28 protein-coding genes and 1 tRNA gene are annotated in these 25,091 nt (G+C 72.6%); 16 read left to right on the forward strand and 13 right to left on the reverse strand.

The features are described 5' to 3' along the window. Positions 1-92: 92 nt before the first annotated feature. Positions 93-629: a peptidylprolyl isomerase gene (locus ACFQTY_RS01205; RefSeq protein ID WP_378096096.1), complete on the forward strand. Its 537-nt coding sequence runs from the start codon at positions 93-95 to the stop codon at positions 627-629. Positions 630-781: 152 nt separating this feature from the next. Further along, the gene (locus ACFQTY_RS01210; RefSeq protein ID WP_378096099.1) at positions 782-1,495 is read left to right on the forward strand and encodes a rhomboid family intramembrane serine protease; all 714 of its coding nucleotides are present in this window, start codon (positions 782-784) and stop codon (positions 1,493-1,495) included. 108 nt (positions 1,496-1,603) lie between these two features. Here ACFQTY_RS01210 and ACFQTY_RS01215 read toward each other — a convergent pair whose 3' ends face one another. After that, positions 1,604-1,861 carry a cell division protein CrgA gene (locus tag ACFQTY_RS01215; protein WP_263731014.1) on the reverse strand — a complete coding sequence of 86 codons (258 nt, stop codon included), beginning with the start codon at positions 1,859-1,861 and terminating at the stop codon, positions 1,604-1,606. Between the two features lie 195 nt (positions 1,862-2,056). Here ACFQTY_RS01215 and ACFQTY_RS01220 point away from each other — a divergent pair, with 195 nt between their 5' ends. From ACFQTY_RS01220 to ACFQTY_RS01235, 4 genes are read left to right on the forward strand one after another with little or no spacing between them, the layout of a single operon-like run. Next, complete coding sequence (locus tag ACFQTY_RS01220) at positions 2,057-2,857, forward strand: DUF881 domain-containing protein (RefSeq protein WP_378096103.1); 801 nt, start codon at positions 2,057-2,059, stop codon at positions 2,855-2,857. Between the two features lies 1 nt (position 2,858). Then, a complete protein-coding gene (locus ACFQTY_RS01225) occupies positions 2,859-3,737 on the forward strand; it encodes a class E sortase (protein ID WP_378096106.1) in 879 nt (292 codons plus the stop codon). Beyond that, positions 3,737-3,895: a hypothetical protein gene (locus tag ACFQTY_RS01230; RefSeq protein ID WP_378096109.1), complete on the forward strand. Its 159-nt coding sequence runs from the start codon at positions 3,737-3,739 to the stop codon at positions 3,893-3,895. Before ACFQTY_RS01225 ends, ACFQTY_RS01230 begins: the two co-directional genes overlap by 1 nt. Continuing rightward, positions 3,895-4,518, forward strand: a complete 624-nt coding sequence (locus tag ACFQTY_RS01235) for an aminodeoxychorismate/anthranilate synthase component II (RefSeq protein ID WP_378096112.1) — start codon at positions 3,895-3,897, stop codon at positions 4,516-4,518. The genes ACFQTY_RS01230 and ACFQTY_RS01235 overlap by 1 nt, the downstream gene beginning before the upstream one ends. Positions 4,519-4,614: 96 nt before the next feature. Here ACFQTY_RS01235 and pknB read toward each other — a convergent pair whose 3' ends face one another. From pknB to ACFQTY_RS01270, 7 genes are read right to left on the reverse strand one after another with little or no spacing between them, the layout of a single operon-like run. After that, positions 4,615-6,642 carry a Stk1 family PASTA domain-containing Ser/Thr kinase gene (gene pknB, locus ACFQTY_RS01240; RefSeq protein ID WP_378099065.1) on the reverse strand — a complete coding sequence of 676 codons (2,028 nt, stop codon included), beginning with the start codon at positions 6,640-6,642 and terminating at the stop codon, positions 4,615-4,617. A gap of 11 nt (positions 6,643-6,653) precedes the next feature. Further along, complete coding sequence (locus ACFQTY_RS01245; RefSeq protein ID WP_378096115.1) at positions 6,654-8,066, reverse strand: serine/threonine-protein kinase; 1,413 nt, start codon at positions 8,064-8,066, stop codon at positions 6,654-6,656. Next, positions 8,063-9,514 carry a peptidoglycan D,D-transpeptidase FtsI family protein gene (locus ACFQTY_RS01250; RefSeq protein WP_378096118.1) on the reverse strand — a complete coding sequence of 484 codons (1,452 nt, stop codon included), beginning with the start codon at positions 9,512-9,514 and terminating at the stop codon, positions 8,063-8,065. Before ACFQTY_RS01250 ends, ACFQTY_RS01245 begins: the two co-directional genes overlap by 4 nt. Then, positions 9,511-11,007, reverse strand: coding sequence for an FtsW/RodA/SpoVE family cell cycle protein (locus ACFQTY_RS01255; RefSeq protein ID WP_378096121.1), 1,497 nt, complete (start codon positions 11,005-11,007; stop codon positions 9,511-9,513). The genes ACFQTY_RS01250 and ACFQTY_RS01255 overlap by 4 nt, the downstream gene beginning before the upstream one ends. Continuing rightward, entirely contained in the window at positions 11,007-12,392 is a 1,386-nt protein-coding gene (locus ACFQTY_RS01260) for a Stp1/IreP family PP2C-type Ser/Thr phosphatase (RefSeq protein WP_378096124.1), read from the reverse strand. Before ACFQTY_RS01260 ends, ACFQTY_RS01255 begins: the two co-directional genes overlap by 1 nt. Before the next feature lie 4 nt (positions 12,393-12,396). Then, complete coding sequence (locus ACFQTY_RS01265) at positions 12,397-12,942, reverse strand: FHA domain-containing protein (protein WP_378096127.1); 546 nt, start codon at positions 12,940-12,942, stop codon at positions 12,397-12,399. Positions 12,943-12,951: 9 nt separating this feature from the next. Beyond that, a complete protein-coding gene (locus tag ACFQTY_RS01270) occupies positions 12,952-13,659 on the reverse strand; it encodes a DUF3662 and FHA domain-containing protein (RefSeq protein ID WP_263731025.1) in 708 nt (235 codons plus the stop codon). Between the two features lie 299 nt (positions 13,660-13,958). Between ACFQTY_RS01270 and ACFQTY_RS01275 the strand changes: the two genes are divergently transcribed. Next, positions 13,959-14,041 (forward strand) — tRNA-Leu (locus tag ACFQTY_RS01275). A 116-nt stretch (positions 14,042-14,157) separates the two neighbouring features. Here ACFQTY_RS01275 and ACFQTY_RS01280 read toward each other — a convergent pair. Continuing rightward, the gene (locus ACFQTY_RS01280; RefSeq protein ID WP_378096130.1) at positions 14,158-14,865 is read right to left on the reverse strand and encodes a 2,3-bisphosphoglycerate-dependent phosphoglycerate mutase; all 708 of its coding nucleotides are present in this window, start codon (positions 14,863-14,865) and stop codon (positions 14,158-14,160) included. 67 nt (positions 14,866-14,932) lie between these two features. Next, positions 14,933-15,601 (reverse strand): alpha/beta fold hydrolase, encoded by a 669-nt coding sequence (locus ACFQTY_RS01285; RefSeq protein ID WP_378096132.1) that lies wholly within the window; start codon positions 15,599-15,601, stop codon positions 14,933-14,935. A gap of 260 nt (positions 15,602-15,861) precedes the next feature. Between ACFQTY_RS01285 and ACFQTY_RS01290 the strand changes: the two genes are divergently transcribed. The 6 genes from ACFQTY_RS01290 (at position 15,862) to ACFQTY_RS01315 (ending at position 19,016) form a co-directional block, all read left to right on the forward strand. Further along, positions 15,862-16,494 carry a hypothetical protein gene (locus ACFQTY_RS01290; RefSeq protein ID WP_378096135.1) on the forward strand — a complete coding sequence of 211 codons (633 nt, stop codon included), beginning with the start codon at positions 15,862-15,864 and terminating at the stop codon, positions 16,492-16,494. A 2-nt stretch (positions 16,495-16,496) separates the two neighbouring features. Beyond that, the gene (locus tag ACFQTY_RS01295; protein WP_378096138.1) at positions 16,497-16,919 is read left to right on the forward strand and encodes a hypothetical protein; all 423 of its coding nucleotides are present in this window, start codon (positions 16,497-16,499) and stop codon (positions 16,917-16,919) included. A gap of 213 nt (positions 16,920-17,132) precedes the next feature. Beyond that, positions 17,133-17,450, forward strand: a complete 318-nt coding sequence (locus ACFQTY_RS01300; protein ID WP_378096141.1) for a hypothetical protein — start codon at positions 17,133-17,135, stop codon at positions 17,448-17,450. Positions 17,451-17,505: 55 nt separating this feature from the next. Beyond that, positions 17,506-17,664, forward strand: coding sequence for a hypothetical protein (locus tag ACFQTY_RS01305; protein WP_378096144.1), 159 nt, complete (start codon positions 17,506-17,508; stop codon positions 17,662-17,664). A 111-nt stretch (positions 17,665-17,775) separates the two neighbouring features. Beyond that, a complete protein-coding gene (locus ACFQTY_RS01310; RefSeq protein ID WP_378096146.1) occupies positions 17,776-18,036 on the forward strand; it encodes a hypothetical protein in 261 nt (86 codons plus the stop codon). Beyond that, complete coding sequence (locus ACFQTY_RS01315) at positions 18,033-19,016, forward strand: hypothetical protein (RefSeq protein WP_378096149.1); 984 nt, start codon at positions 18,033-18,035, stop codon at positions 19,014-19,016. The genes ACFQTY_RS01310 and ACFQTY_RS01315 overlap by 4 nt, the downstream gene beginning before the upstream one ends. A gap of 7 nt (positions 19,017-19,023) precedes the next feature. On the opposite strand, the gene ACFQTY_RS01320 is transcribed toward ACFQTY_RS01315, so the two are convergent. Genes ACFQTY_RS01320 through ACFQTY_RS01330 form a run of 3 tightly spaced genes read right to left on the reverse strand, consistent with a single transcriptional unit; the run spans position 19,024 to position 21,493 of the window. Then, positions 19,024-20,013: an alcohol dehydrogenase catalytic domain-containing protein gene (locus ACFQTY_RS01320; protein ID WP_378096152.1), complete on the reverse strand. Its 990-nt coding sequence runs from the start codon at positions 20,011-20,013 to the stop codon at positions 19,024-19,026. Further along, a complete protein-coding gene (locus ACFQTY_RS01325; RefSeq protein ID WP_378096155.1) occupies positions 20,010-20,444 on the reverse strand; it encodes a MarR family winged helix-turn-helix transcriptional regulator in 435 nt (144 codons plus the stop codon). The genes ACFQTY_RS01320 and ACFQTY_RS01325 overlap by 4 nt, the downstream gene beginning before the upstream one ends. A 20-nt stretch (positions 20,445-20,464) precedes the next feature. After that, the gene (locus ACFQTY_RS01330) at positions 20,465-21,493 is read right to left on the reverse strand and encodes a LacI family DNA-binding transcriptional regulator (protein WP_378096158.1); all 1,029 of its coding nucleotides are present in this window, start codon (positions 21,491-21,493) and stop codon (positions 20,465-20,467) included. A gap of 189 nt (positions 21,494-21,682) precedes the next feature. Between ACFQTY_RS01330 and ACFQTY_RS01335 the strand changes: the two genes are divergently transcribed. The 3 genes from ACFQTY_RS01335 (at position 21,683) to ACFQTY_RS01345 (ending at position 25,051) form a co-directional block, all read left to right on the forward strand. Then, positions 21,683-23,113 carry an ABC transporter substrate-binding protein gene (locus ACFQTY_RS01335; protein WP_378096161.1) on the forward strand — a complete coding sequence of 477 codons (1,431 nt, stop codon included), beginning with the start codon at positions 21,683-21,685 and terminating at the stop codon, positions 23,111-23,113. 86 nt (positions 23,114-23,199) lie between these two features. Beyond that, positions 23,200-24,132: a carbohydrate ABC transporter permease gene (locus ACFQTY_RS01340; RefSeq protein ID WP_378096165.1), complete on the forward strand. Its 933-nt coding sequence runs from the start codon at positions 23,200-23,202 to the stop codon at positions 24,130-24,132. A 1-nt stretch (position 24,133) separates the two neighbouring features. After that, entirely contained in the window at positions 24,134-25,051 is a 918-nt protein-coding gene (locus ACFQTY_RS01345) for a carbohydrate ABC transporter permease (protein WP_378096168.1), read from the forward strand. Positions 25,052-25,091 lie beyond the last annotated feature (40 nt).

Below are 25,091 nucleotides of genomic sequence, written 5' to 3' on the forward strand. Positions count from 1 at the left end.
CCCGGACGTCGTTGCTGGTCTCGAGGCTGTGACCTCCCACTCTGCCACCGCGGGCCCCGCTGCGCAGGAGGGCTCCGTGCGAGACTGAGGCCATGTTTGCGACCCTGCACACCACCGCCGGCGACATCCGTGTCGAGCTGTTCCCCAACCACGCACCGCGCACCGTGGCGAACTTCACCGGGCTGTCCACCGGTTCCCAGGAGTGGACGGACCCGAGCGGCGCCACGCGCACCGACCCCCTCTACAAGGGCGTGATCTTCCACCGCGTCATCCCGGGCTTCATGATCCAGGGCGGTGACCCCCAGGGCACCGGCCGCGGCGGCCCGGGCTACAACTTCGACGACGAGATCCACCCGGAGCTGACGTTCTCCGAGCCGTACGTGCTGGCCATGGCCAACGCGGGCAAGCGCCTCGACCCGGTCAGCGGGAAGATGGGCGGCACCAACGGCTCCCAGTTCTTCATCTCCGTGGCGCCGACGCCGTGGCTGAACGGCAAGCACACCATCTTCGGCAAGGTGGCCGACGACGCGAGCAAGGCCGTGGTCGACGCCATCGCGACCACTCCGACCCGCCCGGGCGACCGTCCCGTGCAGGACGTGGTGATCGACTACATCACCGTCGAGGACTGACCATCACCACTCCCGACCCCCTGGGTGCCGGTACTGCGGCACCCCCGGTGTGCCCGCGGCACCCCGACCGGATCAGCTACGTGCGCTGCCAGCGCTGCGGGCGCCCCGTGTGCCCGCAGTGCCAGCGACCGGCGGCGGTCGGGGTGCACTGCGTGGACTGCGTGGCCGAGGCGAGCCGCGCGGTGCCGGCTCGCCGGACGGCGCTCGGGGGTCGGGTGCGGGACGGGCGGCCGCTGGTCACCTTCACGCTGATCGGGCTGAACGCGCTCAGCTACCTGCTGCAGCTGACGACGCCGACGTGGACGTCGAGGTGGCTCTTCAGCCCGGTGCTCGGTGCCTCGCAGCCGTACCGGTTCCTCACCGCGGCGTTCCTGCACTCGCCCGTGAGCTTCCTGCACATCGTGTTCAACATGGTGGCGCTGTGGACGGTCGGGCCGCTGCTCGAGCAGCTGCTCGGCCGCGCGCGCTACCTGACGCTCTACCTGATGGCGGCGGTGGGCGGGTCCGTCGGTGCGGTGCTGCTCGCGCCGGTGACGCACAGCTGGAACGTCGGGATCGTGGGGGCGTCCGGTGCGGTGTTCGGGCTGTTCGGCGCGATCCTCGTGGTGCTGCGCCGGGTCGGTGCCGACGCCCGCGGCATCCTCGGCGTGATCGTGATCAACCTGGTGATCGGGTTCGTGCCGGGGCTCGGCATCGCGTGGCAGGCGCACGTCGGCGGGCTCGTCGTCGGCCTCCTGATCGGGGCGGCCTACGCGTACGCGCCGGCACCTCGGCGCCGGCTGGTCGCCGTGGCGGCCCCCGTGGTGGTCGGCGTCCTGCTCGTCGCGTCGACCCTCCTCACCTACCGGGCGGTCGGGCTCCTCTGAGCCATCCACAGGCTGTGACCTGCGGAATGACATCGGTGTAGTTTTCCACAGGGTTGTTCACCACTGGGGACAACCGGCCCGACGGGACAGCGGCGAACAGCGGGTGGCTCAGCGCCAGCGGGTGGTCATCCCGAAGCCGACCAGGATCAGCCCGAAGCCGCACGCGAGGTTCCACTGGCCGATCGCGGGGATCGGGTAGGTGTGGCCGCTCTGGGCGGTCAGGTACGTGACGACGATCCAGGCCAGGCCGACCACCATCAGCCCGAGCATCACCGGCACGAACCACGGCGGGTTCGGCTTGCGCGGGACAGCCTTCCCGGGGGGCGGCGTGTACGCGACCTTCTTCCGCGACCTCGACTCAGGCACGTCCGGGTGCTCCTTCAGGCGATGGGTGCCCGCCGCGTCCGTGGCCGTCGCAGGCCGGTGGCCGAGGCGGAACCGGGGGCCGTCGCCCGTGCTGCGGTGCTCGAGGCGAGCCGCACAGACCGGGCGCAACGTGACCTAGCCTAGACGGTGCACGCCGTCGGACCGCGTGCACCAGCCCGTCACCAGGAGCGTTGCGTGAGCGACCGCCCGCACCGCCTGCGCCTGCCGCGCGGCAGCGTGTCCGTCGGCGTGGTGCTGCTGCTCTCGGCGGTGCTGTTCTCCATGTCGGCGCGCAGCGCGGCGGGGTCGATCTCACGGCACCCCACCGATCTGCGCGGCCTGACGCAGGCGGAGTCGGACAAGGTCGCCCGGCTGTCGGCGCAGGTGGACGAGCTCCGCGCCGAGGTGGACGTGCTCACGGCACAGAGCGCCCTTCCCGGGGCGTCGGCGGACGCCGTGGGGACGGGCTACCTGGTGGCCGGCGGTGGTGTGCCGGTCAGCGGCATCGGTCTGACGGTGCAGCTGAACGACGCGCCGGCGGACTCTCCCCGGCGCGGCAACGTCAGCCCCGACGTGCTGGTGGTCCACCAGCAGGACCTGCAGGCGGTGATGAACGCGCTGTGGGCGGGTGGCGCCGAGGCGATGGAGCTGCAGGACCAGCGGGTGGTGTCGACCAGCGCGTTCCGCTGCGTCGGCAACGTGCTGCGGCTGCACGGCCGCGTCTACTCGCCGCCGTACACCGTCCGGGCGATCGGCGACCCGCACAAGCTCCAGGCGGCGCTCGACCAGGCGCCGGCCGTGCGCGCCTACGTGCGCGACTCGGTCCAGGTGGGCCTCGGGTGGCAGGTCGCCGAGTCGTCCTCGCTGCAGCTGCCCGCCTACTCGGTCACCGACCTGACCTACGCCTCGGTGCCGGCCGGCGTGCAGGTGCTGCCCGGTCTGCCCGAGCCGTCCGCGACCGCCGGCGCACCGACCCGCCGCGGCGGTGCGGGATGAGGTGGCGCGGGACGGGGCGGTGCCGGACGGGGCGGTGCGGGACGAGCCCGACGAGGCGGTGCCGGACGAGGCGGGGGGCGGCCGCATGACCACCGACGTCGCGCCGAACCGGCGGGTCGCCCGGCGGGCCGCCCGTCGGCAGGGGCTGGCGTGGGGCGCCGTCGGCGTGCTCGGCGAGGTGCTGCTGACGGTGGGCGTGCTGCTGCTCGGGTTCCTCGCGTGGCAGCTGTGGTGGACCGACGTGCAGGGGAACGCGGGGCAGGCGCGCGTGGTGCAGTCGCTGGCATGGGCCACGCCCGTGCCGACGAGCGCCCCGAGCGCGGCCGCGGGCGCGACGGCGGTCGCCGGACCGAAGGTGGCGACGCCGCGGCACGACGACCCGCCCGTGCTGGCCGAACCGGGGCACGCGACGACTTTCGCGACGTTGCAGGTGCCCCGGTGGGCCGGTGAGCCGGAACGCCCGATCAGCGAGGGCACCGACCGCGCCACCGTGCTCGACGTGCTCGGCATCGGGCACTACCAGGGGACGGCGATGCCCGGTGCCGTCGGGAACTTCGCCGTCGCGGGCCACCGCACCACGTTCGGCAAGCCGTTCAACCGGATCGCCGAGCTGCAGGTGGGCGACGCCCTCGTCGTGCGCACCAAGGACGCCTGGTACGTCTACAAGGTCGCGTCGACCGAGATCGTCTACCCGAACCAGACCGAGGTGATCGCGCCGGTGCCGGACAAGCCGGGAGCGACCCCGACGGCCCGGTCGATCACCATGACCACCTGCACGCCGATGTACTCCGCCGCCCAGCGGTACGTGGTGCACGGCGTGCTGGACTACTGGGCGCCGGCCTCCGACGGGGTGCCGGCCGAGCTGCTCGGGAGCGCATGATGTACGCGTGGCTGTGGCGGCACCTGCCGGGGCCGGTGTGGGTGCGGGTACTGATCAGCCTGGCGCTGGCCGCCGCGGTGCTCGCGGCCTGCTTCGAGTGGGTATACCCGGCGATCGCCCCGCACATGCCTTTCAACCAGACGACCGTGGGTGAGTGATGACGAAGATCTTGGTGGTCGACAACTACGACTCGTTCGTCTACACGATCGTCGGGTACCTCAACCAACTCGGTGCCGACACGGTGGTGGTGCGCAACGACACCGTCCCGCCCGTGTCCGACCGGGTGGGCTTCGACGGGGTGCTGGTGTCACCGGGACCGGGGACGCCGTCGGCCGCCGGCTCGTCGATGCAGGTGATCCGGGACTGCGCCGAGACGGGGACGCCGATGCTCGGCGTCTGCCTGGGCCACCAGGCGCTCGGCGAGGTGTACGGCGGGGTGGTGACGCACGCCCCCGAGCTCATGCACGGCAAGACGAGCGAGGTGCAGCACGACGGCCGCGGCGTGCTCGCGGGGCTGCCGTCGCCGTTCACCGCCACGCGGTACCACTCGCTCGCCGTGGTGGACGGGACGTTCTCCGCCGAGCTCGAGGTCACGGCCACGGCGAACGGCATCATCATGGGCCTGCAGCACCGGACGCTGCCGCTGCACGGCGTGCAGTTCCACCCCGAGTCGGTGCTGACGCAGGGTGGTCACCGGCTGCTGGCGAACTGGCTGGCGATGTGCGGCGACGACGGGGCGGTGGGGCGGTCCGAGGGGCTGCACCCGCTGGTGCGCGCCTGACCCTGCGCCGCTGATCGGCAGACCTGACCGGTCCGACGACGAGAACGGGCGCCCACCGAGGTCGGTGAGCGCCCGTCGCGCGTGCGGTCGAGTCGGTCAGCCTCCGGTGCCGCTGGTCGGCGCCGTTGTGCTGCTGGGGCCCGGGCCGCCCGAGACGGTCAGCGTGATCTGCTGGCTGATCGCCACGTTGGTGCCCGACGGCGGGCTGACGCTGATCACCGTGCCGGCCGGCTGGTCGGACGGGTTCTTCTTCGGGTCCAGCGTGGTGACCTGGACGTTGGTCAGGCCCGCGTTGGCCAGGGCGGTCTTGGCGGCGTCCACGGTGACGGTGGGACCGGTGATGCCCGACGGGATCGTCGCCGTGGTCGGGGCCGCCCCGACGGTGATCGTCACCACGGTGCCCTGCTTGAGGATCGACTTGTCAGGACGGTCCTGGGCGGTGACGACGCCGACCTGCTTGGGGTCGGTGACCGGCACCGTCTGAACGTTGTTGCCCAGCTTCAGCGCCGTCAGCGCCGCCACGGCGTCCGCCTGCTTCTGACCCACCAGGTTGCCGAGCACCACGTTGCCGGAGGAGACGGACAGCTTGACGGTGGAGCCGGCGGCGACCGTCTGGCCGGCGATCGGGTCCGTCTTGGTCACCTGGCCCTGCGGGAAGTTCGGGTTGTCGTCCGACGTCTGCGTGGGGTCGACGACGAAGCCGGCGGCCTTCAGCTCGGTGGTGGCGTCCGCGACCGTCTTGCCGGTGACGTCCGGCACCTTGAGGCTGGACGGGCCCTTGGAGATGTACAGGACGACGGAGCTGCCGACGGGCTGCTGGCTGCCGGCGGGCGGGTCGGTGCGCGTGGCGCTGCCGGCCGGGACCGAGTCGGAGTTCTCCTGCTGGGTGCCGCCGATCGTGAACTTGTCGGCGGTCAGCAGGTCACGGGCGTCCTGCTCGGACTTGCCGACCACGTTCGGCACCGCCGCGGTGGTCGGCCCCGACGGCCCGCGCTGCGACAGCAGCAGCCAGACGAGCCCGCCGACCGCCAGCACCGCGATACCCACCAGCAGCCAGACCAGCCAGCGCCGGCCGCGCTCGTCGTCCTCGGGGATACCCGCGCCGGGCGTCGTGATGCCCGTCGCCCCCCAGGCCGCCGAGCCCGGGGTGAACGCGTGGGGGGCCGCGGTGGCCGGCGCAATCACCTGGGGGGCCTCGCCTGCGGGGTGGCCACCGGCGGCACCGGCCACCGCGAAGGCGCCGACCGGCGGTGCGCCCACCGCACCGCCTCGCAGCACCGCTTCGAGGTCCGCCCGGAACTCGCCGGCCGTCTGGTAGCGGTCGTCCCGCTCCTTGGCCAGCGCCTTCAACGTGATGCGGTCCAGGGTGTCCGGCACGTCCGAGGCGATGTCGCTCGGTGCCGGCGGGTTCTCACGGACGTGCTGGTAGGCCACCGCGACCGGGGAGTCGCCGGTGAACGGCGGGCGCCCGGTGAGCAGCTCGAACAGCAGGCAGCCGGTGGAGTACAGGTCGGAGCGGGTGTCCACCTGCTCGCCGCGCGCCTGCTCCGGGGACAGGTACTGCGCGGTGCCGATGACGGCCTGGGTCTGCGTCATCGTCGCGGCGGAGTCCGCCACGGCACGTGCGATGCCGAAGTCCATCACCTTGACCGCGCCCGTGGGGGTCAGCATGACGTTGGCCGGCTTGATGTCGCGGTGCACGATCCCGGCGTGGTGCGAGTACTCCAGCGCCGACAGCACGCCGGCGGTGATCTCCACCGCCTCCTCGATGGGCACGGCGGCGCCGTCGCGCAGGATGTCCCGCACGGTGTGGCCCTCGACGTACTCCATGACGATGAACGGCACGTGCGCGACCAGGCCGGTCGGCTCCGTCACCACGTCCTCGCCGGTGTCGTACACGGCGACGATCGCCGGGTGGTTCAGCGATGCGGCGGCCTGCGCCTCGCGGCGGAACCGGTTCTGGAACGACGGGTCGCGGGCCAGGTCGGAGCGCAGGATCTTGATCGCCACCGTGCGGCCGAGCCGCCGGTCATGACCGATGTGCACCTCGGCCATGCCGCCGCGGCCGATCAGCTCGCCGACCTCGTACCGGCCGGCGAGGATGCGGGTCCCCTCATCCACCACGTAGGTGCCCTTCAGCGTCGTCCGTCGGCGGTGGTGTGCCACCGGCCGTCCTGCCCGATCATCCCATCCGCCACGCCGGCCGGACCGGTGTTGTCCGGCGTGGCTGCGAGCACCACGCCCGGGCCCGTCCCGCCCGGTACCGCGTCCGCCCTGGTCAGGCTGCTGGCCAGGGCCGCCCCCAGCAGTGCCACCACGATCAGCACCGCGATCACCACGATCCAGCGCCACCGGGCCGGTCCCCGGGTGGTCACCTCGGTCACCCAGCCCGGGGTGGACGGCGCCGGTCCCGAGCGGGTGGAGCGGGTGCCGGTGGGGGCCGGAGCCGTGCGGCGGGCGGTGTGCCGGCCGGCCGTGGCCTCCGTCGGCCGCACGCGGTGGCGCGGCGGGAAGGACGGAGGGACGGCGTCGGCGGAGCGGGCGGCGGGGGTCGCGGTGCGAGCGTCCGACGTTCCGGTGGCCGACGTGCCCGCGCGCGCCGCGGCCCCTGCCGGCGCGCCCGTCGTGGTCCCGGCGGCTGTGCCTGTCGCAGTGCCCGTCGCAGTGCCCGTCGGCACCCGGACCGGCGGCTCCGGTGCGGTGACCACCATCGGGACGCCGGACACCGGCGTGTGCGGCAGCAGCCGGTCGAGGGTGACGGCCAGCTGCTCGCCGGACTGCGGTCGCTTGGCCGGGTCCTTCGACAGCAGCCGGAGCACCAGGTCGGCGAGCGCGTGGTCGACCGACGACGGCAGCGGCGGGACGGGGTCGTTGACGTGGGCGACCGCGATGTCGACCGCGGTCGGTCCGGTGAACGGCCGCTTGCCGGCCAGCGCCTCGTAGGCCACCACGCCCAGGGAGTACAGGTCCGACAGACGCGTGGCCGGCCGGCCGACGGCCTGCTCCGGGGACAGGTACTGGGCGGTCCCCATCACCATGCCGGTCGCGGTCATCGTCGGCTGGTCCTGCGCCAGCGAGACGCCGAAGTCGGTGATCTTCACCCGGTTGCCGCGGCCGATCAGGATGTTGCCCGGCTTCACGTCGCGGTGCACCACCCCGGCCTCGTGCGCGGCGTGCAGCGCGCGGGCCGTCTGCGCGAGGATCGGCAGCAGCCGGCGCGGCTCGAGCACCGGCTCGCGTTCCAGCAGGTCGGAGAGGGGTTCGCCGACGACGAGCTCCTGCACCAGGTACGCCGAGCCGTCCTGCTCGCCGTAGTCGTACAGGGCCGCGATGTTGCCGTGCGACAGGGCGGCGGAGTTCCGGGCCTCGGTGCGGAACCGCTCGAGGAAGCCGCGGTCGCCGGCGAACTCCTCACGCAGCACCTTCACCGCGACGGGCCGGCCGAGGGCCTCGTCCTGCGCCTCCCACACCTCGCCCATGCCGCCCACCGCGATGCGGCGGGCGAGCCTGTACCGGCCGCCGAGCGCGACCCCCGGTGCCGTCCTCACCTGCCCGTCACCGCCTTGATCACGGCCTTGGCGATCGGCGCCGCCACGGCACCGCCGGTGGCGTCGTTGCCGAGGCTGCCGCCGTGCTCGACGAGCACCGCGACGGCCACCTTCGGCGCGTCGGCCGGCGCGAACGCGGTGAACCACGCGTGGGGCGCCTGACCGGCGGCCGTCTCCGCCGTGCCCGTCTTGCCCGCCACCTGCATGCCCGGGATCTGCGCCGCGGTGCCGGTGCCGTTGTTGACGACGCCGAGCATCATGTCGCGCAGCGTCGCGGCGTCACCCGACGACAGCGCCTGCGAGTAGGTGCTGGGCTGCGCCTGGCTGACCACCGTCAGGTCCGCGGCGCGCACCGTCTGGATCAGGTAGGGCCGCATCAGCACGCCCCCGTTGGCGATCGCCGCGGCGACCATCGCCATCTGCAGCGGCGTGGCCTGCACGTCCCGCTGGCCGATGGCCGACTGCGCCGTCTCGGGGGCGTCCAGCCCGGCCGGCACGACCGACTGCACCACCGACATCGGGATGGTCAAGGACGGGTCGTCGAAGCCGAACTTGTCCGCCTGCGCCTTGATCGCCGCGGCGCCGAGGTCCAGGCCCACCTGCGCGAACGCGGTGTTGCAGGAGACCCGCAGGGCGTCCGCGAGGCTGACGGTCGCGCCGCCGCAGCTCTCGCCACCGAAGTTGCTGAGGGTGGCCGTGGTGTTCGGCAGAGTCAGCTGCAGCGGGGCCGGCACCTGCGTCTGCGGGGTGTACTTCCCGCTCGCCAGCGCCGCCGCCGCGGTGACCAGCTTGAACGTGGAGCCGGGGGCGAACCGGTCGCTGATCGCCTTGTTCAGCAGCGGGTTGCCGTCCGCCTTGTTCAGCTGCTGGAAGGCGGCGTTGGCGGCGGCGGTGTCGTGCACCGCCAGGGCGTTGGGGTCGAACCCGGGGGTGGACACCATCGCGAGGATCTTGCCGGTGGACGGCTCGATGGCGACGACGGCTCCGCGCTGGTTGCCCAGGGCGGTGCGCGCCGCCTGCTGGGCGGCCGGCAGGATCGTCGTCTCCACCGCCGCACCCTCGGTCGCCTTGCCCGTGAGCAGGTCCCGGATGCGAGTGAAGAACAGCTGGTCGCTGCGCCCGGTCAGCTGGGAGTTCGCCGCCAGCTCGAGCTGGGAGCGGCCGTTGGCCACCGAGTAGTAACCGGTCACGGCGGAGTACAGCTCCCCGTTGGCGTACTGCCGCTGGTAGCCGAAGGCGTCGTTCACCTTGGTGCTCGAGGCGATCGCCGTGCCGCCCGCGACGATGGGCCCGCGCGGGTTGCCGAACTCCCGGTACAGGGTGCGGACGTTGCGCGGGTCGTTGTTCAGCTTGCTCGCCTGGACGAACTGCACCCAGGTGGCGCTGCCCATCAGGGCGACGAACATCACCAGCATCATGGTCGCGAGGCGGCGCAGCGGGGTGTTCACGGCAGGCCCCCGATCCGCTCCGTCGGGTTCTCGTCCGGCTCGGCACCGCGCGGCGCGGGACGCCGGACCACCGGGCCGCCGACGGCCGGGTTGCCGACCGCCGGGTTGCCGACCGCGGGCGTGCCGCCGGAGGGCGTGGCGACCGCTCGCATCGCGGGTGCCGGGCGCCGGGCGTCGTCGGACACCCGCAGCAGCAGCGCGACGATCACCCAGTTGGCCAGCAGCGACGAGCCGCCGTACGCCAGGAACGGCGTGGTCAGGCCGGTCAGCGGGATCAGGCGCGTCACACCGCCGACGACGACGAACACCTGGAACGCCATCACGAACGCCAGGCCGCCGGCCAGCAGCTTGCCGAACCCGTCCCGCACGCCGATCGCCGTGCGCAGCCCGCGCTCGGTCAGCACCGCGTAGAGGACGAGGATCGCCAGCAGGCCCGTCAGCCCCAGCTCCTCACCGAGCGACGGCACGATGAAGTCGGATTCGGCGAACGGCACCAGGTCGGGCCGGCCCTGGCCCCAGCCGGTGCCGAACAGCCCGCCGCTGGCCATGCCGAACAGGCCGCGGACCAGCTGCCCGGAGCCGCCGAACGGCCGGTTGAACTCGGCGTTGGACAGCGCGTCGGACCACGCCGAGAAGCGCACGGCGACGTGCGGGATCGCCGCGACCGCCGCGGCGGCGCCGCCGGCGAACAGCACCAGGCCGATCGCCACCCAGGAGATCCGCTCGGTGGCGAGGTAGAGCACGGCCACGAACAGCCCGAAGAACAGCAGGGACGTGCCGAGGTCGCTCTGCAGCACCAGGATCGCCAGCGAGACGCCCCAGACGACCAGGATCGGGCCCAGGTCGCGGACGCGCGGCAGCTGCAGCCCGAGCACCTTCGGCCCGGCGAGCGTGAGCGTGTCCCGGTTGGTGACGAGGTAGCCGGCGAAGAAGATCGCCAGCGCGATCTTGGCCAGCTCCGCGGGCTGGAGGCCGACACCGCCCACCCGGACCCAGATCCGGGCCCCGTTCACGTCCTTGCCGATCACCGGCAGCATCGGCGAGGCCATCAGCACCAGCGCGGCGACGCCCGCGGTGTACGTGTACCGGCGCAGGGTGCGGTGGTCCCGCAGCCAGATCAGCACGACGGCGGCCAGCACCACCGAGATCGCGGTCCACACCAGCTGCTTGCCGGCGAAGTCGGTGGGGTGGCCCTTGGACTCGGCGGCGAGGTCCAGCCGGTAGATCATCGCCAGGCCGATGCCGTTGAGCGCGACCACGATCGGCAGGATCACCGGGTCGGCGTACGGAGCGCGCCACCGCAGCACCAGGTGCATGCCGACGGCCATCACGGCCATGCCGACGCCGTACCAGAGCACGTTCGACGGGACCTTGTCCTTCACCCCCAGGCCGACCAGGGCGTACGCGGCCACCCCGAGCACCAGGGCGAGCACGAGCAGGCCGAGCTCGACGCCACGGCCGGAGCGGACCCGCAGGGGCTGGACGGTCGCCATCACGGGCCGACGACGGTGGGGACCGGGGCCGGGAGCGGGGACGCGGTGAACGTCGCGTCCGGGCTCGGCGTGGCCGATGCCGTCGGCGTCGGGCCGGCGGACGGCTCGGGGGTCGGCACCGCCTGGGCGAGGGCCGACACCTGGTCACGCGCCGAGGAGAGCGAGGTCGCCCGGATGGTGGCCCGCACCCGCTGCTGCAGGTAGTCCGGCAGCGTGCTGACCTGCACGTCGCTGTGCTCCACCACCGACGAGAGCTGCAGCGGTCCGACAGACGACGGCACGCCGCGGAACACCCCGACCCGGCCGCCGTCGTCGCCGACGAAGTACTGCGTCTGGCTCCACGCGTAGCCGGCACCGAGCAGCACCAGCACCAGGCCGAGCGCCGCCGACCACACCACCAGCAGGCTTCGCCGTGTCGGGCCCGACTCGGCGGCGCGCTCGTCGGCCGCCTCCTCGTCGTCCACCGCGGCGTGGTTGTCGTCGTCCTCCGCCTCGTGCGCCGCGCCACCCAGCCCGACGGCGCGAGCGGCCCGCTTGGTCAGGTTCGCCGCACGTGCCGCGGGACCGTCCGCCGCCGAGGTGGGCCGGTTGCGGGAGCTGGCGGCGGCGCCGACCACCGTGGTCGCGGTGCCGGGGGCGGTGCCGTCCCGCAGGTCGTCGAGCTCGACGACGTCCGCGACGATCACCGTGATGTTGTCGCCGCCGCCGGCGCGCAGCGCCAGCTGCACCAGGCGGTCGGCGCAGGCGTCCACGTCCGCGATGTCGCGCAGCGTCTCGGCGAGCGTGTCCGCGCTGACGAACCCGGACAGCCCGTCGGAGCACAGCAGCCACCGGTCGCCGCGGCGCGCCTCCCGCACGGACAGGTCCGGGGTGACGTCGGTGTCGAAGTCGCCGAGCACCCGCATCACCACCGACCGCTGCGGGTGGTGCACGGCCTCCTCCGGCGTGATCTTGCCGGTGTCCACCAGGTGCTGGACGAACGTGTGGTCGGTGGTGACCTGCGTCAGCTCGCCGTCGCGCAGCAGGTAGCCGCGCGAGTCGCCGATGTGGGCCATCGCCAGCTTGTTGCCGGTGCGCAGGATCGCCGTCACCGTCGTGCCCATGCCCGTCAGGTCCGGCTCGGCCTCGGAGCGGGCGATGATCTCCTCGCGCGCGCTCTCCATCGCCTGCTCCAGCTCGGCGAGCGCGTCGTCCGGGCCGTGCGCCTCGTCGTCCAGCGGCGCGAACGCCGCCACCGCCACCGACGACGCGACGTCCCCGCCGGCGTGCCCACCCATGCCGTCCGCCACCATCAGCAGGTGCGGACCGGCGTAGGCCGAGTCCTGGTTGTTGGCGCGGACCAGCCCCACGTCGGACCGGGCCGCGTACCGCAGGCCGATGCTCACCCGGTTACCTCTGCAGCTCGAGGACGCTGCGGCCCACCCGCACCGGCGTGCCGGTGGGGACCGGGGTCGGCGACTCGACGCGACGCTCGCCGACGAACGTGCCGTTGGTGGAGCCGAGGTCCTCGACGAACCACTGGTCGCCCTGCTGGAACAGGCGGGCGTGGCGGGAGGACGAGTAGTCGTCGTCCAGCACCAGGGTGCAGCTGGGCGAGCGGCCGACCAGGACGGACGACGAGCCCAGCGGCAGGATCGTGCCGCGCAGCGCCCCTTCGGTCACCACCAGGCGGGTGGGGCCGCCGGTGGAGCGGGAGCGGCGCGGCTGCCGAGCGGGAGCGGCCGGTTCGGGTGCCGCGGCGCCCGGCGGTTCAGGGATGGTCGACGCCGGGACCGGCTGCGCGGAACGGTTGCGCGCCGCCTGCGCGGCGCGTCGGCGGTCGACGATCCGGGTGCCGTACAGGTCCCGGCGGAGCACCGAGATGGCGGACAGCACCAGGACCCACAGCAGCGCCAGGTATCCCCAGCGCAGCAGAGTGACCGTGACCTCGCTCATGCGCGGGTGTCACCCGTCCGCTTCCGGCTCGCCACCGGTCCAGAACAGGATCCGGGTGCGGCCGATGGTGAGCGTGTTGCCGTCGAGCAGGGTGGCGGCGGGGACCTGGTGGCCCTCGACGAACAGCCCGTTGGTGGAGCCCAGGTCCGTGGCGATCACACCGTCCGGCGTGACGCGGATCTCCAGGTGCCGACGGGAGACGCCGGGGTCGTCGACGATGATGTCCGCCTCCGAGCCGCGGCCGATCACCGTCACCGGTCCGGTCAGCAGGTACCGCTGACCGTCGATGTCCAGCAGCGGGTGCCGGGGGCTCGGAGCAGCCGTGGTGGCGGGTGCGACCGCACCGCGCACCGTCGAGCTCTTCACCGTGAACCGGCCCGTCTCCAGGTCCGGGTCCTCGGCGAAGGACACGGTCACCGGTCCGACGAAGGCGTACCGCTGGCTCGCCGCGTGGTCCGTGACGTTCGCCGCGAACTCGTCGGCCAGCGTCTCGGCGCCCCACGCCTCGACCTGGTCGTAGTCCGACGTCGACAGCTCGATGACGAAGTCGTTGGGCACGACGGTCCGGTCGCGGTCCACCACCGCCGCCCGGTCGTCCACCTCCCGGCGCAGCGCACTGACCAGCTCGACCGGCTTGACCTCGCTCCGGGCGAAGCGGGTGAAGGCGTTGTTGACCGCGCGCTCCACCCCGTTCTCGAACTTGTCGAGGATGCCCATCACGCCACCTCCTTCACCGGTCGTCGCCGGCGGAGGGGCCAGGCGAGGGGGTGTGCGCGAGCGTGGGTGCGCGACGACCCGGCTCGATCGTATCCGCGTGGGCACCGGGCCGCGGCGTCGGTGCTGCTCGGCGCGCTGGTGTGGGCCGTTGGTGCCGGTCCTGAAGGGACCGCTACGGGTGCGACGCGGGGCCGTGCGGAGCGCTCGTCAGCACCCGCGGCGGGGGGTCGCAGGGCGCATCCGGGGGTCATGACGCTGGCGTCAAAGGCCTCCGGCACCGTGCTAATGTTCTCCGGCGCGCGCGAGTGGCGGAACGGCAGACGCGCTGGCTTCAGGTGCCAGTGTCCGAAAGGGCGTGCGGGTTCAAATCCCGCCTCGCGCACAGACAGAGAAAGAGCCGGAGACCCGATGGTCTCCGGCTCTTTCGTCGTCTGGGCAGAGCGCTCACGATGCCCCCGCCACGTGATGCCGGCCCCCCAGGTGCAGCCGCAGCTCGGCTCACAGGGAGGCGTGGTTCTCGAGGTAGAGCGCCGGTGGGACAACGCTTCCCGACGCGTCCGTGCGGTAGGCCAACGGCTGCCCGGGCACGACGCGCAGGGTGTCGACCTCGTCGGGGCCGCAGCTCTCGATCACGCGGCGCAGCGCTCGGAGCGAGTCGGTGTGCGCGACGACCAGCACGGCCCGTCCCGCGGCGAGCTCCGTGCGCAACGCGCCCTCCCAGAACGGTCGCAGCCGCTCCTCCACCTCACGCAGCGACTCCCCTTCGCCGAAGGGCAGGCTCTGCAGGAAGTCGGCCGTCGGCCGCCACGGCAGTGCTCGGATCCGCTCAGGGCTGGCCGCCGGCGGCTTGCCGCCGGGGGAGAACCGCCACTCGGTCATCGACTCGGCGCCGAACAGGCTGATCGCGCGCGGCTTCGCCACCCCCGTCAGGCAGCCGAGGTCACGGGCCGCCAGCCGCCAGGAGGTCACCCGCGGGAGCTCGGCCTGGTCGAGCCGCGCCAGCACCGCGTCCGCCGTCTGCACGGCTCGCGCCTGCGGGGACGTCATGACGACGTCCAGGTGCACTCCCCTGCTCGCGAGCAGGTCGGCCACCGTCTGCGCCTCGGCGACCCCCGTCGGCGTCAGCTCGGGATCCAGCAGTCCCGCATAGGCCTGCCGCGCGTCCGCGTGGCTCTGTCCGTTGCGCAGCAGGATGAGCACGGTCACAGGAGCACCCTGCACCGGCGCCGCCTGCTGCCGGAAGTGGCCAGAGGGGTGCACCTGGTCTGCGAGCTCACACGCCCAGCAGGTAGTCGGCGACGGCGCGCGGCTGCGAGAGCGCGATCAGGTGCCCTCCGGGCAGCAGGTCCGGGTCCACGCCGAGGCGTTCGCGGGCGATCCGGCGCTGGAACTCGGCCGGGAAGAAGCGGTCGTCCGCGCCGGTGAGCACCCGCAGAGGGACGTCGGGCCAGGACCCGAAGTCGCAGACAGCCCGGAAGACGGCGTCGCCCTCCGGGCGTTGATACGGCTCGCCGGCAGCGGCGACCCGCGGGTCGACGTCGTGCAGGAAGTAGGTCGCCAGGTCGAACTCGACGGGATAGCCGCCGCGGACGGCGGCTAGGGTCCGCGCCTCCCCCCAACCCGTGACGTCCCACCAGTCGCCGGCCGTCTCGCCGGGCGCCGGGATCATCGCGTTCACCAGGACGACCGCACGCACCGGCACGCGCCGCGCGACCAGCGGCGCGGTGAAGCCGCCCAGCGAGTGGGCGACCAGCACGACGTCCCGCCGCCCACCGATCGCCGCGCAGACGAGGTCGACGTACTCCGGCAGGCCGGCCGCCTCGTCCGGACCCGGGAGGTCGACGGCGACCACCTCGTGCCCCGCGTCGATGAGGATCCGCGCGACGTAGCTCCAGTACCAGCTGCTGCCGCCGGCGCCCGGTACGAGGACGTAGGTGCTCACGCGCGGCCGCCTCCGGGTGGAACGTTGACCGTCTCTATATGTGAGCCGACCCGCAGCCCCCATCGAGTGAAGCTTCCCAGCGGCGCCTCGAGCACCTGTGCGCCCCCGCGGACGGGGCGCGTCATCCGGCCGGGTCGCAGCACCGTCGTCGACACCACGCCGCCGGAGGCGTGCACTGGGTGCCGGTGCCGACGGGAGGCCCCCGATGCGGACACCTCCAGCACGACGTCGACCTCGGCGCACTACCTCGGAGACCACGGGTGGAAGGGCTGGACGGCATGCGGACGTTGAGCCGGACGGCGGCGGTCGTCGTGGTGCTGGTCGGAGCCCTGGCGGGCTGTTCCGGGACGGCCAAGGCCCCGAGCTCCGGCGGCTCGCCGGCGTTCGGCGTCCGGCCGACGGGACGGACTGTGACCATCACCAGCCTGGCGACCCCGCAGGGCACCACGCCGGTCACCGTCCTCGGGGTGACGGTGGACGTCCCCACGGGCGACACCAGCTCGACCAGCACGCTGGACAACGGCATCAAGCAGCTGGTGGTGCACGACCCGGCGCAGAAGCGCGCCGTCGCGACGGTGACGGTGACGCCGGTGCACGGGGCGAACGACACCGCGGTCGATGCGTCGTCCCAGACTGCCGAGGCGCAGATCGCCGCCACCCCGGGCTGGTCCGACGTCTCCCTCTCACCGGCGACCTGGAAGGGCATGCCCTACGCCACGGCGATCGGCGCCACCCTCACCCAGGACGACGGCTCCAAGCGCGACACGATCCTGGTCACCGTGCGGGACGCCAAGGGCACCAAGACCGTCGGCGTGTCGGCGGAGGCCGCCCACGGGCAGCTCGACACCTCCGCCGGGTTCGCCATCCTGCGCACGCTGCGCTTCGAGGGCTGACCGTGCCGCCCAGCCCGCTCGCCGGCCAGGCGGGCACCGCCCTGGTCCTGGTGGTCGTGGTGGTGTTCTGCGGTGTGCTGGTCGGCACGTTCGCCGTCTTCTACCGGCGGTACCGCGTGTTCACCCGCGGCCTGCGAGGCACCGCCATGGTGGTGGACGTGCGGCCCACGGGAGTCTGGCAGCGGCGGTCGGTCACCGAGGCTCCGACGGACACCGTGGTCGTGGCCACCGCGGCGATGCCGCGTGGTGTGCCGGTGAACCAGAAGGTGCCGCACGGCCAGTACCAGCCGGGCCAGGTGGTGCCGGTGGTCCAGGCACCCGGCCGGCCGGACCTGGAGCGTCCCGCGTGGGCGGTGTTCGCTCCGCTGGTGCTGCTGGTGGCGGCCCCCATCTTCACCTTCCTCGGGCTCAGCCACCGCGGCTGACGGCGCCGCCCGACGGCCGCGCGCTCAGCGCGCCGCCACGCGCGCCGTCCCGAAGCGGTGAAGCGCGCGTCTCCGTCTGCGTCCGAGGCGCGGGGTGAAGTCCCGGGCGGGGCGTAGCGGGTGGGCGACGGCCGGACCTAGGGTGCGGAGAAGGACAGGCCGGACAATTGGGACACCGGGGTCCGGGCGGCCCGTCGTCACGAAGGAGTCGACATGCGCACCTTCAGGCGTTCCGCCGCGACCATCGGCCTCGCAATCGCGATCGCTGGTGTCGCCACTCCCGCCTTCGCCGGCGTCGACCCCGCGCTCAACCATGAGTCGTACTGGGAGCAGAACGGCCTCTACACCTGCACCAAGGTGGAGCTGACGGACGGCACCACCACCGCCAGTGTGCCCGCGGGTGCCGCGTTCATCGTGGTCAAGGCGGGCACCGAGGTCACCCAGGTGTGGCCCGGCATCTACGGCGGCGTCTACAGCGGGGACAAGGACATCAGCTTCATCATCACGTGCTGGCCCATCTACCACAGCTGAGGCCTGCACCCACCGACGCGCAACCTCGCCGAGCCCTTCTCGGCGGGGTTGTGCCATGTCTGCGACCGAGTCGACGTCAGCCCTTGTCGGCGGCACGGCGATCGCCGGCGGACGCGGCAGCATGTTCGGCCACTTCCTGGGCGTCACCTTCATCACGCTGATCGGCAACGGCCTGGTGCTGCTCGGCGTGAACTCGTCCTGCAGACGGTCGTGACGGGCGCCATCATCGTGCTCGCCGTCCTGATCAACGTCACGCTGTCCGGCCGGCGTGCGCTCGCCGGCCGGCACCACCGACTGAAGTACGACGAGAGGTCAGTGATCGCCCATGCCGACGTCGATGCGGGGCGTCTTCCTTCCCGGCAACTCGACCGCGGAGGTCCGCGAGTATCCGGTGCCGGGCTGGGAGTGCGACGGCGGTCACGCGGACTACGTGCTGGTCGAGGAGAGTACGTGCGTGCCCCTCTTCTCGGACCTGGACCACGTGGACGGCGCCCTGATCGCCTGCGGTTTCGGGACGGCGGACGAGGCCTACGCGCTCGCGGCGGCAGGTGCCGCGGGCAAGGTCGTCCTGGTGCCGTCGCTGTGAACGGCCGACCCGCGCTGACGCGGACCGCAGGCGACGACGACCGGCTCGAGGTGCTCCGTGCGGCGAACGACGAGCTGGAGCTCGCCTTCCTGCCCGGGGTCGGCGGTCGGCTGATCTCGCTGCGCTGCGGTGGTGCCGAGCTGCTGTGGCGCAACCCGGAGTACCTGGACGACGAGCTGCGGACGGTGCGGCCGCGGTCCACCTGGGCGCCGCTGACCGAGGCGATGGGGTCGTGGGCGAACGTGGGCGGCTCGAAGACGTGGCCCGCTCCGCAGGGCTGGGGGTCGCCGGACGAGTGGCCGGGGCCGCCCGACGGCGTGCTGGACTCCGGTCGCTGGGCGGTCGCCGACGAGTGGTCGGACGACCTCGACGGGCTCGTGGTCCGGCTGACCAGCCCGGACGACGCGCGCACCGGCCTGCGGGTCGAACGCCGGCTGGTCATCCCCCGCTCGGGCTCCACGGTCGAGCAGCGCAACACGTTCACCAACGTCTCCGACCGACCCGTCCGCTGGTCCGTCTGGGAGGTGTGCCAGGTGGACACGGAGGCGTTCGCGCACCAGGCCGGGGGGTCGGTCGAGGTGGGCTCGTCCGGCACCGCGGCGCCGATCTCCATGGTGGAGGCCGACGGCTCGATCGGCGTCGGGCCCGTGGTGGACGGCTTCCGCGCCGTCCAGGTGAGCGACGTGGTGGCGAAGGTCGGGTTCACCGATGCCACGGGGTCCGTCCGCTACCGCCGCCCCGACGGCGCGGGGATCGACCTCATGTTCCCCGTGGACGCGGGCGCCGGGTACCCCGACGGCGGCTGCCAGGTGGAGCTGTGGATGCAGTACCCGACGGCCGAGCCGATCGGCGGGTTGGAGGGGCTGCACCCGTCGGCGCGGCTGGTGGAGCTGGAGATCCTGTCACCGCTCCACGAGCTCGGGCCCGGCGCGAGCGCGTCGTTCGACTTCTCGTGGACGGTGCACGGGCCGTGCACGTGATGCCGGGTCAGCCGGCCGACAGCAGCACCACGCCCTTGCCCCCGACCGCTCCCGCCTCCATGTCGAGGTGGGTCTCGACGATCTCGTCCAGCGCGTACACCTTCCCCACCGGCACCCGGGCCCGGCCCGCGGCGACCGCGTCGAGGAAGTCCTGCAGCACGGCGGGCGGCAGATCGGCGGCGTGGCCGGAGTAGGCGGTGAGGCGGACACCGTTCGGCAGCCAGTCCATCGGGTAGAACTCCGGAATCGTCCAGCGGTCGGAGAGCATGCCGGTGAAGCAGACCGTGCCGCCCGGCCGGACGGCGCGAAGCGTGTCGCGCAGCACGTCCGAACCGACCAGCTCGACGGCTCCGTCGACGCCGTCGGGAACCAGGTCGCGCACCTGGTCGGCGACGTGGCCGTCGTCCACCAGCGCCTGGTGGGCGCCCGCCTGCTCGAGCAGAGGGCGCCGCGCCGGCGAGCGGGTGGTGGACAGGACGGTGAGGCCCTGCAGCCGGCCGAGGACGGCCAGCGCGAGGCCGACGGACGACGTGCCGCCGCGGACCAGCAGGGTGTCCCCGGCCGAGGGTCGGACGCCGACAGCCAGCGACCCGTACGCCGTCTGGAGCATCTCCGGGACGGCGCCGAGCACCTCCCACGGCAGGTCGCTGCTGAACGGGACCACCTGGGAGACCGGGACGACGACGTGCTCGGCGTAGCCGCCGTCGAAGGTGCGGCCCATCCCGCCCATCATCGCCATCACCTGGGTGCCGACGGCCAGCTCTCCACCCGGGGCGTCCTCGACCACACCGGCCGCCTCGATCCCGGGGATCCGGGGGAAGGTGCCCGACCACGCCCGGCCGCTGCGGAAGTGCAGCTCGGAGCGGTTGAGGCCGAAGGCGTGCACCCGGATCAGCACCTGACCGGGTTCCGCGTGCGGCCGTGGGACGTCACGCACCTGGAGCACCTCGGGACCGCCGGGCTGGTCGACGACGACGGCGCGCATCGTGGCGCTCATCGGATCGCCGCCGGGACCGGCTCCAGCGTGGTGAGCAGGTGCTCGAGGATCGTCGTGACCGCAGCTGCGGCCGGTTCGTCGCCCAGGTGCTCCTGCAGCGCTCGGTCGACGATCGCGGCTGCCTCGTCGAGCGCCGCCTGGCCCACGGCCGTGAGGGTGATCAAGGACGAGCGGCGGTCGTCGGGATGGGCCGAGCGCGTGGCGAGGCCGTCACGCTCCAGGCGGTCGACGAGCTTGCTCGCCGCCCCCACGGTGATGCCGAGCTCGGTGCGCAGCTCCTGCACGCGCGCCGCACCGGGGTGCCGGCGGAGCACCCGGAGCGCCGACAAGGTGCCCAGTCGCACCGAGCCGGCAGCGGCGAGCCGGGCGTCCAGGTGGTTCCACAGGGTGGTCTCGTAGCGGACCAGCACGTCGAAGAAGTCCATGCTCATCACAACATGATGTCACGTCACTAGATTCCCGGTGATCGACCTGTGCCGGTGCTCTCCCGCGGCAGCAGGACATGCGGCGCCAGCGCCTCCTCCGCGGGGGCGTCGGGCTCGTCGATCCGAACGGCGAGCCGCTCGACGGCGGCGCGCGCGATGAACGGGATGTCCAGCGACACGGTGCTCAGCGTGGGCCGCGAGTACCGGCCCTCCTCGATGTCGTCGATGCCGATGATCGCCACGTCGTCCGGGACCGAGAGGCCGGCGTCGAACACCGCCCGCATCGCGCCCATCGCCATCAGGTCGGAGTAGCAGAAGATCGCGTCCGGCCGGTCGGGTGCGGCGAGCAGGGCCTGGGCGGCGGAGTAGCCGTCGGCCCGGCTGTACCGGGGGGCGGGGCGCAGCAGGTCGGGGTCCGGCTCGAGGCCGGCGTCGCGCAGCGCGTCCTGGTAGCCGGCGGTCCGCTTGCGGGGGGTCGCGTAGGCCTCCTGCGGCTGCGCTCCGATCGCCGCGATGCGCCGACGACCGAGGGCCACCAGGTGCGCCGTGGCGTCGTAGGCCGCACGCTCGTTGTCGATGGCCACGTGGTCGTACCGGCCGTCGAAGTCGTGCTCGCCGAGCAGGACGAGGGGGATGGACCGCCCGGCGCGCATCTCCAGCAGCTCGGTGGCGGTGACGAGAGGGCTGAACAGGATGCCGTCGAACAGCATGGTCCGATCGGCGCCGGTGAGCAGCCGGCGCTCACGCTCGTGGTCGTCGCCGGTCTGGTCGATCATCACGCGGTAGCCGACGGCGGCCGCCGCGTTGATCACCTCGCGCGCGAGCTCGGAGAAGTACGGCACGTCGATCTCGGGCACCACGAGGGCCAGCACCCCGGTGCGCCCTGTCCGCAGGGTGCGCGCCACGGGGTTGGCGCGGTAGTCGAGCTCCTCCATCGCGGCGAGCACGCGCTGGCGCATCGCCTCGCTGACGTGCTCGTACCCGCTCACCACGTTGGACACCGTGCGCATCGAGACGTTCGCCGTCCGGGCGACGTCGCGGAGGGTGGCGGCCATCGAACTCCCCTGCTCGTGCTCAAGCACCTGGTCGGACGCGTCCCGTACACCCTGGCGGGAACCGCCTCGCAGCAGCGCCGGAATCGCGGTCCCAGCCTACTTGCCAACGTGTGCAAAGGCGAGCTAGGTTTGCGCACGTTGGCAAACGGCGCGACGATCGGCCGTCCCCATGTCCACAAGGGAGTGTTCATGCACCAGGCACTGCCGCGGCGACCTCGTCTGCCGCGCGACGTCGAGGGCCGGGCTCGTGGCGCACGCCGCACCGTCCCAGCCGTACTCACCGCCACTGCCGTCGCGATCGCGCTCGCCGCGTGCGGCCCGGCGGTCACCGCCGGCGGCTCCGGCGCCACCGGCACCGCGAGCTCGTCGTCCAACCCGGACCAGCTCCAGGCGCCGAGCGACGCGAACCCCTCCGGCTCGATCACCATCTGGGACCGCTCCGGCGACCTCTACAACGTGTTCGACGCGGCGATCGCGGCCTTCAACAAGGAGTACCCGAACATCAAGGTCAACCACCAGGCCGTCGACATCAACGCCAAGCTGCAGAACACCCTGATCACGGGCAGCGACGTGCCGGACGGCGTGTTCCTCGACGACGCGCTGGTGGCGGGGTACTCCGACTACCTCTGGGACCTCAGCGGCGTCCTCAAGCCGTACGTGAAGGACATCGCCAAGCAGAAGGTGGACGTCAGCACCGTCAAGGGCGGCGTCTACGGAGTCCCGTTCGACCTGGACCCGGGCCTGCTGTTCTACAACGACACCGCGCTGCAGAAGGCCGGCGTCGACGCCACCAAGATCCAGACGTACGACGACCTGGTCGCCGCGGCCAAGCAGTACAAGGCGGCCGTGCCGGACGCCAAGCCGATCCACCTCGAGCAGACCGGCTTCCTGGGCCAGCTGCAGCTGGAGATGTACGCCAGCCAGCAGGGCACCAGCCTGGCCGACGCCGACGGGAAGCTGCGGCTGGACTCCCCGGCGTACAAGCAGATCCTCGGCTGGCTCGACTCGGTGCAGAAGCAGGGGCTCGGCACCCGGGCGGAGTACCTCAGCCAGAGCGACGTCGGCGCCCTCGACTCGGCCAAGGAGGTGTTCTACCCCTGGTCGATCTGGTTCGACTTCGCCCCGGAGCAGCAGCTGAAGACGACCAAGGGTGACTGGCGGGCCATGCCGCTGCCGGCGTGGAACGCCGGCGGTGCGCGGTCCGGTGCGATGGGCGGTTCGTCGTTCGTCCTGCCGAAGGCCGGGAAGAACTCCCAGCTCGCGTGGCTCTTCTACCAGTTCCTCATGTTCGACCCGGCCGGCTACACCGCCGTCTACGGGCCCAACAGCGTGTACCCCAACGGCCTCGACACGTCGATCCCGGCCTACAAGCCCGCGGCCGACCCGGCCAAGCCGCTGTTCAAGCCCTCCCCGGCACTGGGCAACCAGGACCTGTGGAAGACGGCGATCGAGGCGGGCGACCAGATCCCCGGCGGCACGCCGATCCCCAAGTGGTGGGCCGGTGCCGTGGACTACCTGGGCAGCAACGTGCAGAAGATGCTCGACGGGTCGATGACGCCCCAGCAGGTGATCGACCAGTCCACGGCGGACATCCAGAAGAACCTGGTCGACCGGCAGTAGGCCGCACGCCCGGCGGTCGGCAGCCCTCCTGCTGACCGCCGGGCCGGCCCCGACCGAGACCCTGCTCGTCCGAGAGGACCCCTTCGATGACCCTCGGCTCCGTCGTCACGGACGTCCCCCGGACGAGCCGTCCCGAGCCCCGGCGCGGATCGCACCGGTCCCGGCTGCGGCGCCGGCTGGCGCCCTACGTCTTCGTGCTGCCGTTCCTCGCCCTGTTCGTCGCGTTCAGCGTCTACCCGATGCTGTTCACGCTGCGGCTGAGCTTCACCAACTGGCACGGCGCCCGCGCCCCGCAGTGGGTGGGCTGGGGCAACTACACGTACCTGCTGACCAGCCCCTCCTTCTGGCAGTCGCTGGGCAACTCGGCGGTGCTGTGGCTGCTGATCGTGCCGGTGCAGCTGGTGGTCGGCCTGCTGGCGGCGGTGCTGCTGGACAACGCCCGGACCCGGATGCGGGGCTTCTACCGGGTGGCCTTCCTGGTCCCGTTCGTCACCCCGCTGGTCGCCATCGCGCAGATCTGGGTGGTGGTGTTCGACAAGGACTACGGCGCCGTCAACGGCGTGCTCAAGCTGCTCGGCCTGCCGGCCGTCGGGTGGCTGGTCACCAGCACGTGGGCCAAGCCGACGCTGGCGCTGCTGTTCCTGTGGAAGACCACCGGGTTCATCGTGATCATCCTGCTGTCCGGGCTGCAGTCGATCGACGGGTCGGTGTACGAGGCGGCGGCGCTGGACGGCGCCCACCGCGCGCGGCAGCTGTGGTCGATCACCGTGCCGCTGATGCGCCGGACCCTGATGTTCGCCCTGGTGATGCAGACGCTGGCGGTGTTCCAGATGTTCGCCGAGCCCTACGTCGTCACCAAGGGCGGGCCCTACAGCTCCACGACGACGGCAGGGCTGCACCTCTACAACGCGATCACGCGGTCCGATTTAGGCACCGGTGCGGCGAACTCGTTCCTGCTGGTCATCGTCGTGATGGCCCTGTCCCTGATCTTCGTGCGCCTGCTCCGGTCGGAGGACTGACGTGACCACGCTGACCGCACCCCCCCGTCCGGGCCCCGCGCCCGCCACCGCGACGTCCGGCCGCCGGCCCCGGCACCGCGCCCTCGGCTCCGTCGGGTCGCACGCCTTCCTCGGCCTGCTGACCCTCGCCTTCCTCGCCCCCGTCGTCTGGGCCGTCATCTCGGCGTTCAAGCCCGCCGGGCAGATCGTGAGCAACCCGCTGAGCCTGGACCCGTCGCAGCTGACCGTCTCCAACTTCACCGCGATGTTCTCCGACGTGCCGATCGGCCGCGGGTTCGTCAACACGCTGGTCGTGCTGGCGGTGAAGGGCTCGATGACGATGTTCTTCGCGCCGCTGGCCGCCTACGGGTTCGCCAAGTACCGCTTCCCGCTGCGGGACGCGCTGTTCGGCACGGTGCTGGTGACGCTGATGCTGCCGACGATCGTGCTGATCATCCCGTTGCTGCTGGAGATGAAGGAGCTCGGCTGGGTCAACACGTACCAGGCGCTGATCCTCCCGGGGGCGGTCGACGCGTTCGCCATCTTCTGGATGCGCCAGGTGATCGCGGCGGTCCCGGACGAGCTGATGGACGCCGCCCGCGTCGACGGCTGCGGGGAGTTCGGCATCTTCGCCCGGATCCTCGTGCCGGTGATCCGGCCCAGCCTGGCCGGCCTGGCGGTGCTGACCGTGATGAACATCTACAACGACTTCGTCTGGCCGGTGGTGATCGCCAGCTCCCAGCGGATGGCGACCCTCCAGGTGGTGCTGTCCACCCTCGCCCAGAACATCAGCGGCAACCGGATCGGCGCGGACTACGCGACGGTCACCGGCGAGCTGCTCGCCGCCAGCTCGGTGGCCCTCGTCCCCCTGCTGCTGGTGTTCGTCCTGCTCCAGCGGCACTTCATCAACGGGATCATCGCCGGAAGCGTCAAGGGCTGACCGGACCTCCCACCTCCTTCCCCTCGTCCCACTGCCGACC

Source organism: Cellulomonas sp. T2.31MG-18, assembly GCF_964266755.1.
Classification (GTDB): Bacteria; Actinomycetota; Actinomycetes; order Actinomycetales; family Cellulomonadaceae; genus Cellulomonas.

What these genes read in the sequence shown, in the direction of transcription:
- ACFQTY_RS01205 (WP_378096096.1), top strand. Translation starts at nt 93, where the DNA reads ATGTTTGCGACCCTGCACACCACCGCCGGCGACATCCGTGTCGAGCTG.
- ACFQTY_RS01230 (WP_378096109.1), top strand. Translation starts at nt 3,737, where the DNA reads ATGTACGCGTGGCTGTGGCGGCACCTGCCGGGGCCGGTGTGGGTGCGG.
- ACFQTY_RS01235 (WP_378096112.1), top strand. Translation starts at nt 3,895, where the DNA reads ATGACGAAGATCTTGGTGGTCGACAACTACGACTCGTTCGTCTACACG.
- ACFQTY_RS01255 (WP_378096121.1), bottom strand. Translation starts at nt 11,007, where the DNA reads ATGGCGACCGTCCAGCCCCTGCGGGTCCGCTCCGGCCGTGGCGTCGAG.
- ACFQTY_RS01265 (WP_378096127.1), bottom strand. Translation starts at nt 12,942, where the DNA reads ATGAGCGAGGTCACGGTCACTCTGCTGCGCTGGGGATACCTGGCGCTG.
- ACFQTY_RS01270 (WP_263731025.1), bottom strand. Translation starts at nt 13,659, where the DNA reads ATGGGCATCCTCGACAAGTTCGAGAACGGGGTGGAGCGCGCGGTCAAC.
- ACFQTY_RS01300 (WP_378096141.1), top strand. Translation starts at nt 17,133, where the DNA reads ATGCGCACCTTCAGGCGTTCCGCCGCGACCATCGGCCTCGCAATCGCG.
- ACFQTY_RS01305 (WP_378096144.1), top strand. Translation starts at nt 17,506, where the DNA reads ATGTCTGCGACCGAGTCGACGTCAGCCCTTGTCGGCGGCACGGCGATC.
- ACFQTY_RS01310 (WP_378096146.1), top strand. Translation starts at nt 17,776, where the DNA reads ATGCCGACGTCGATGCGGGGCGTCTTCCTTCCCGGCAACTCGACCGCG.
- ACFQTY_RS01320 (WP_378096152.1), bottom strand. Translation starts at nt 20,013, where the DNA reads ATGAGCGCCACGATGCGCGCCGTCGTCGTCGACCAGCCCGGCGGTCCC.
- ACFQTY_RS01325 (WP_378096155.1), bottom strand. Translation starts at nt 20,444, where the DNA reads ATGAGCATGGACTTCTTCGACGTGCTGGTCCGCTACGAGACCACCCTG.
- ACFQTY_RS01330 (WP_378096158.1), bottom strand. Translation starts at nt 21,493, where the DNA reads ATGGCCGCCACCCTCCGCGACGTCGCCCGGACGGCGAACGTCTCGATG.
- ACFQTY_RS01335 (WP_378096161.1), top strand. Translation starts at nt 21,683, where the DNA reads ATGCACCAGGCACTGCCGCGGCGACCTCGTCTGCCGCGCGACGTCGAG.
- ACFQTY_RS01340 (WP_378096165.1), top strand. Translation starts at nt 23,200, where the DNA reads ATGACCCTCGGCTCCGTCGTCACGGACGTCCCCCGGACGAGCCGTCCC.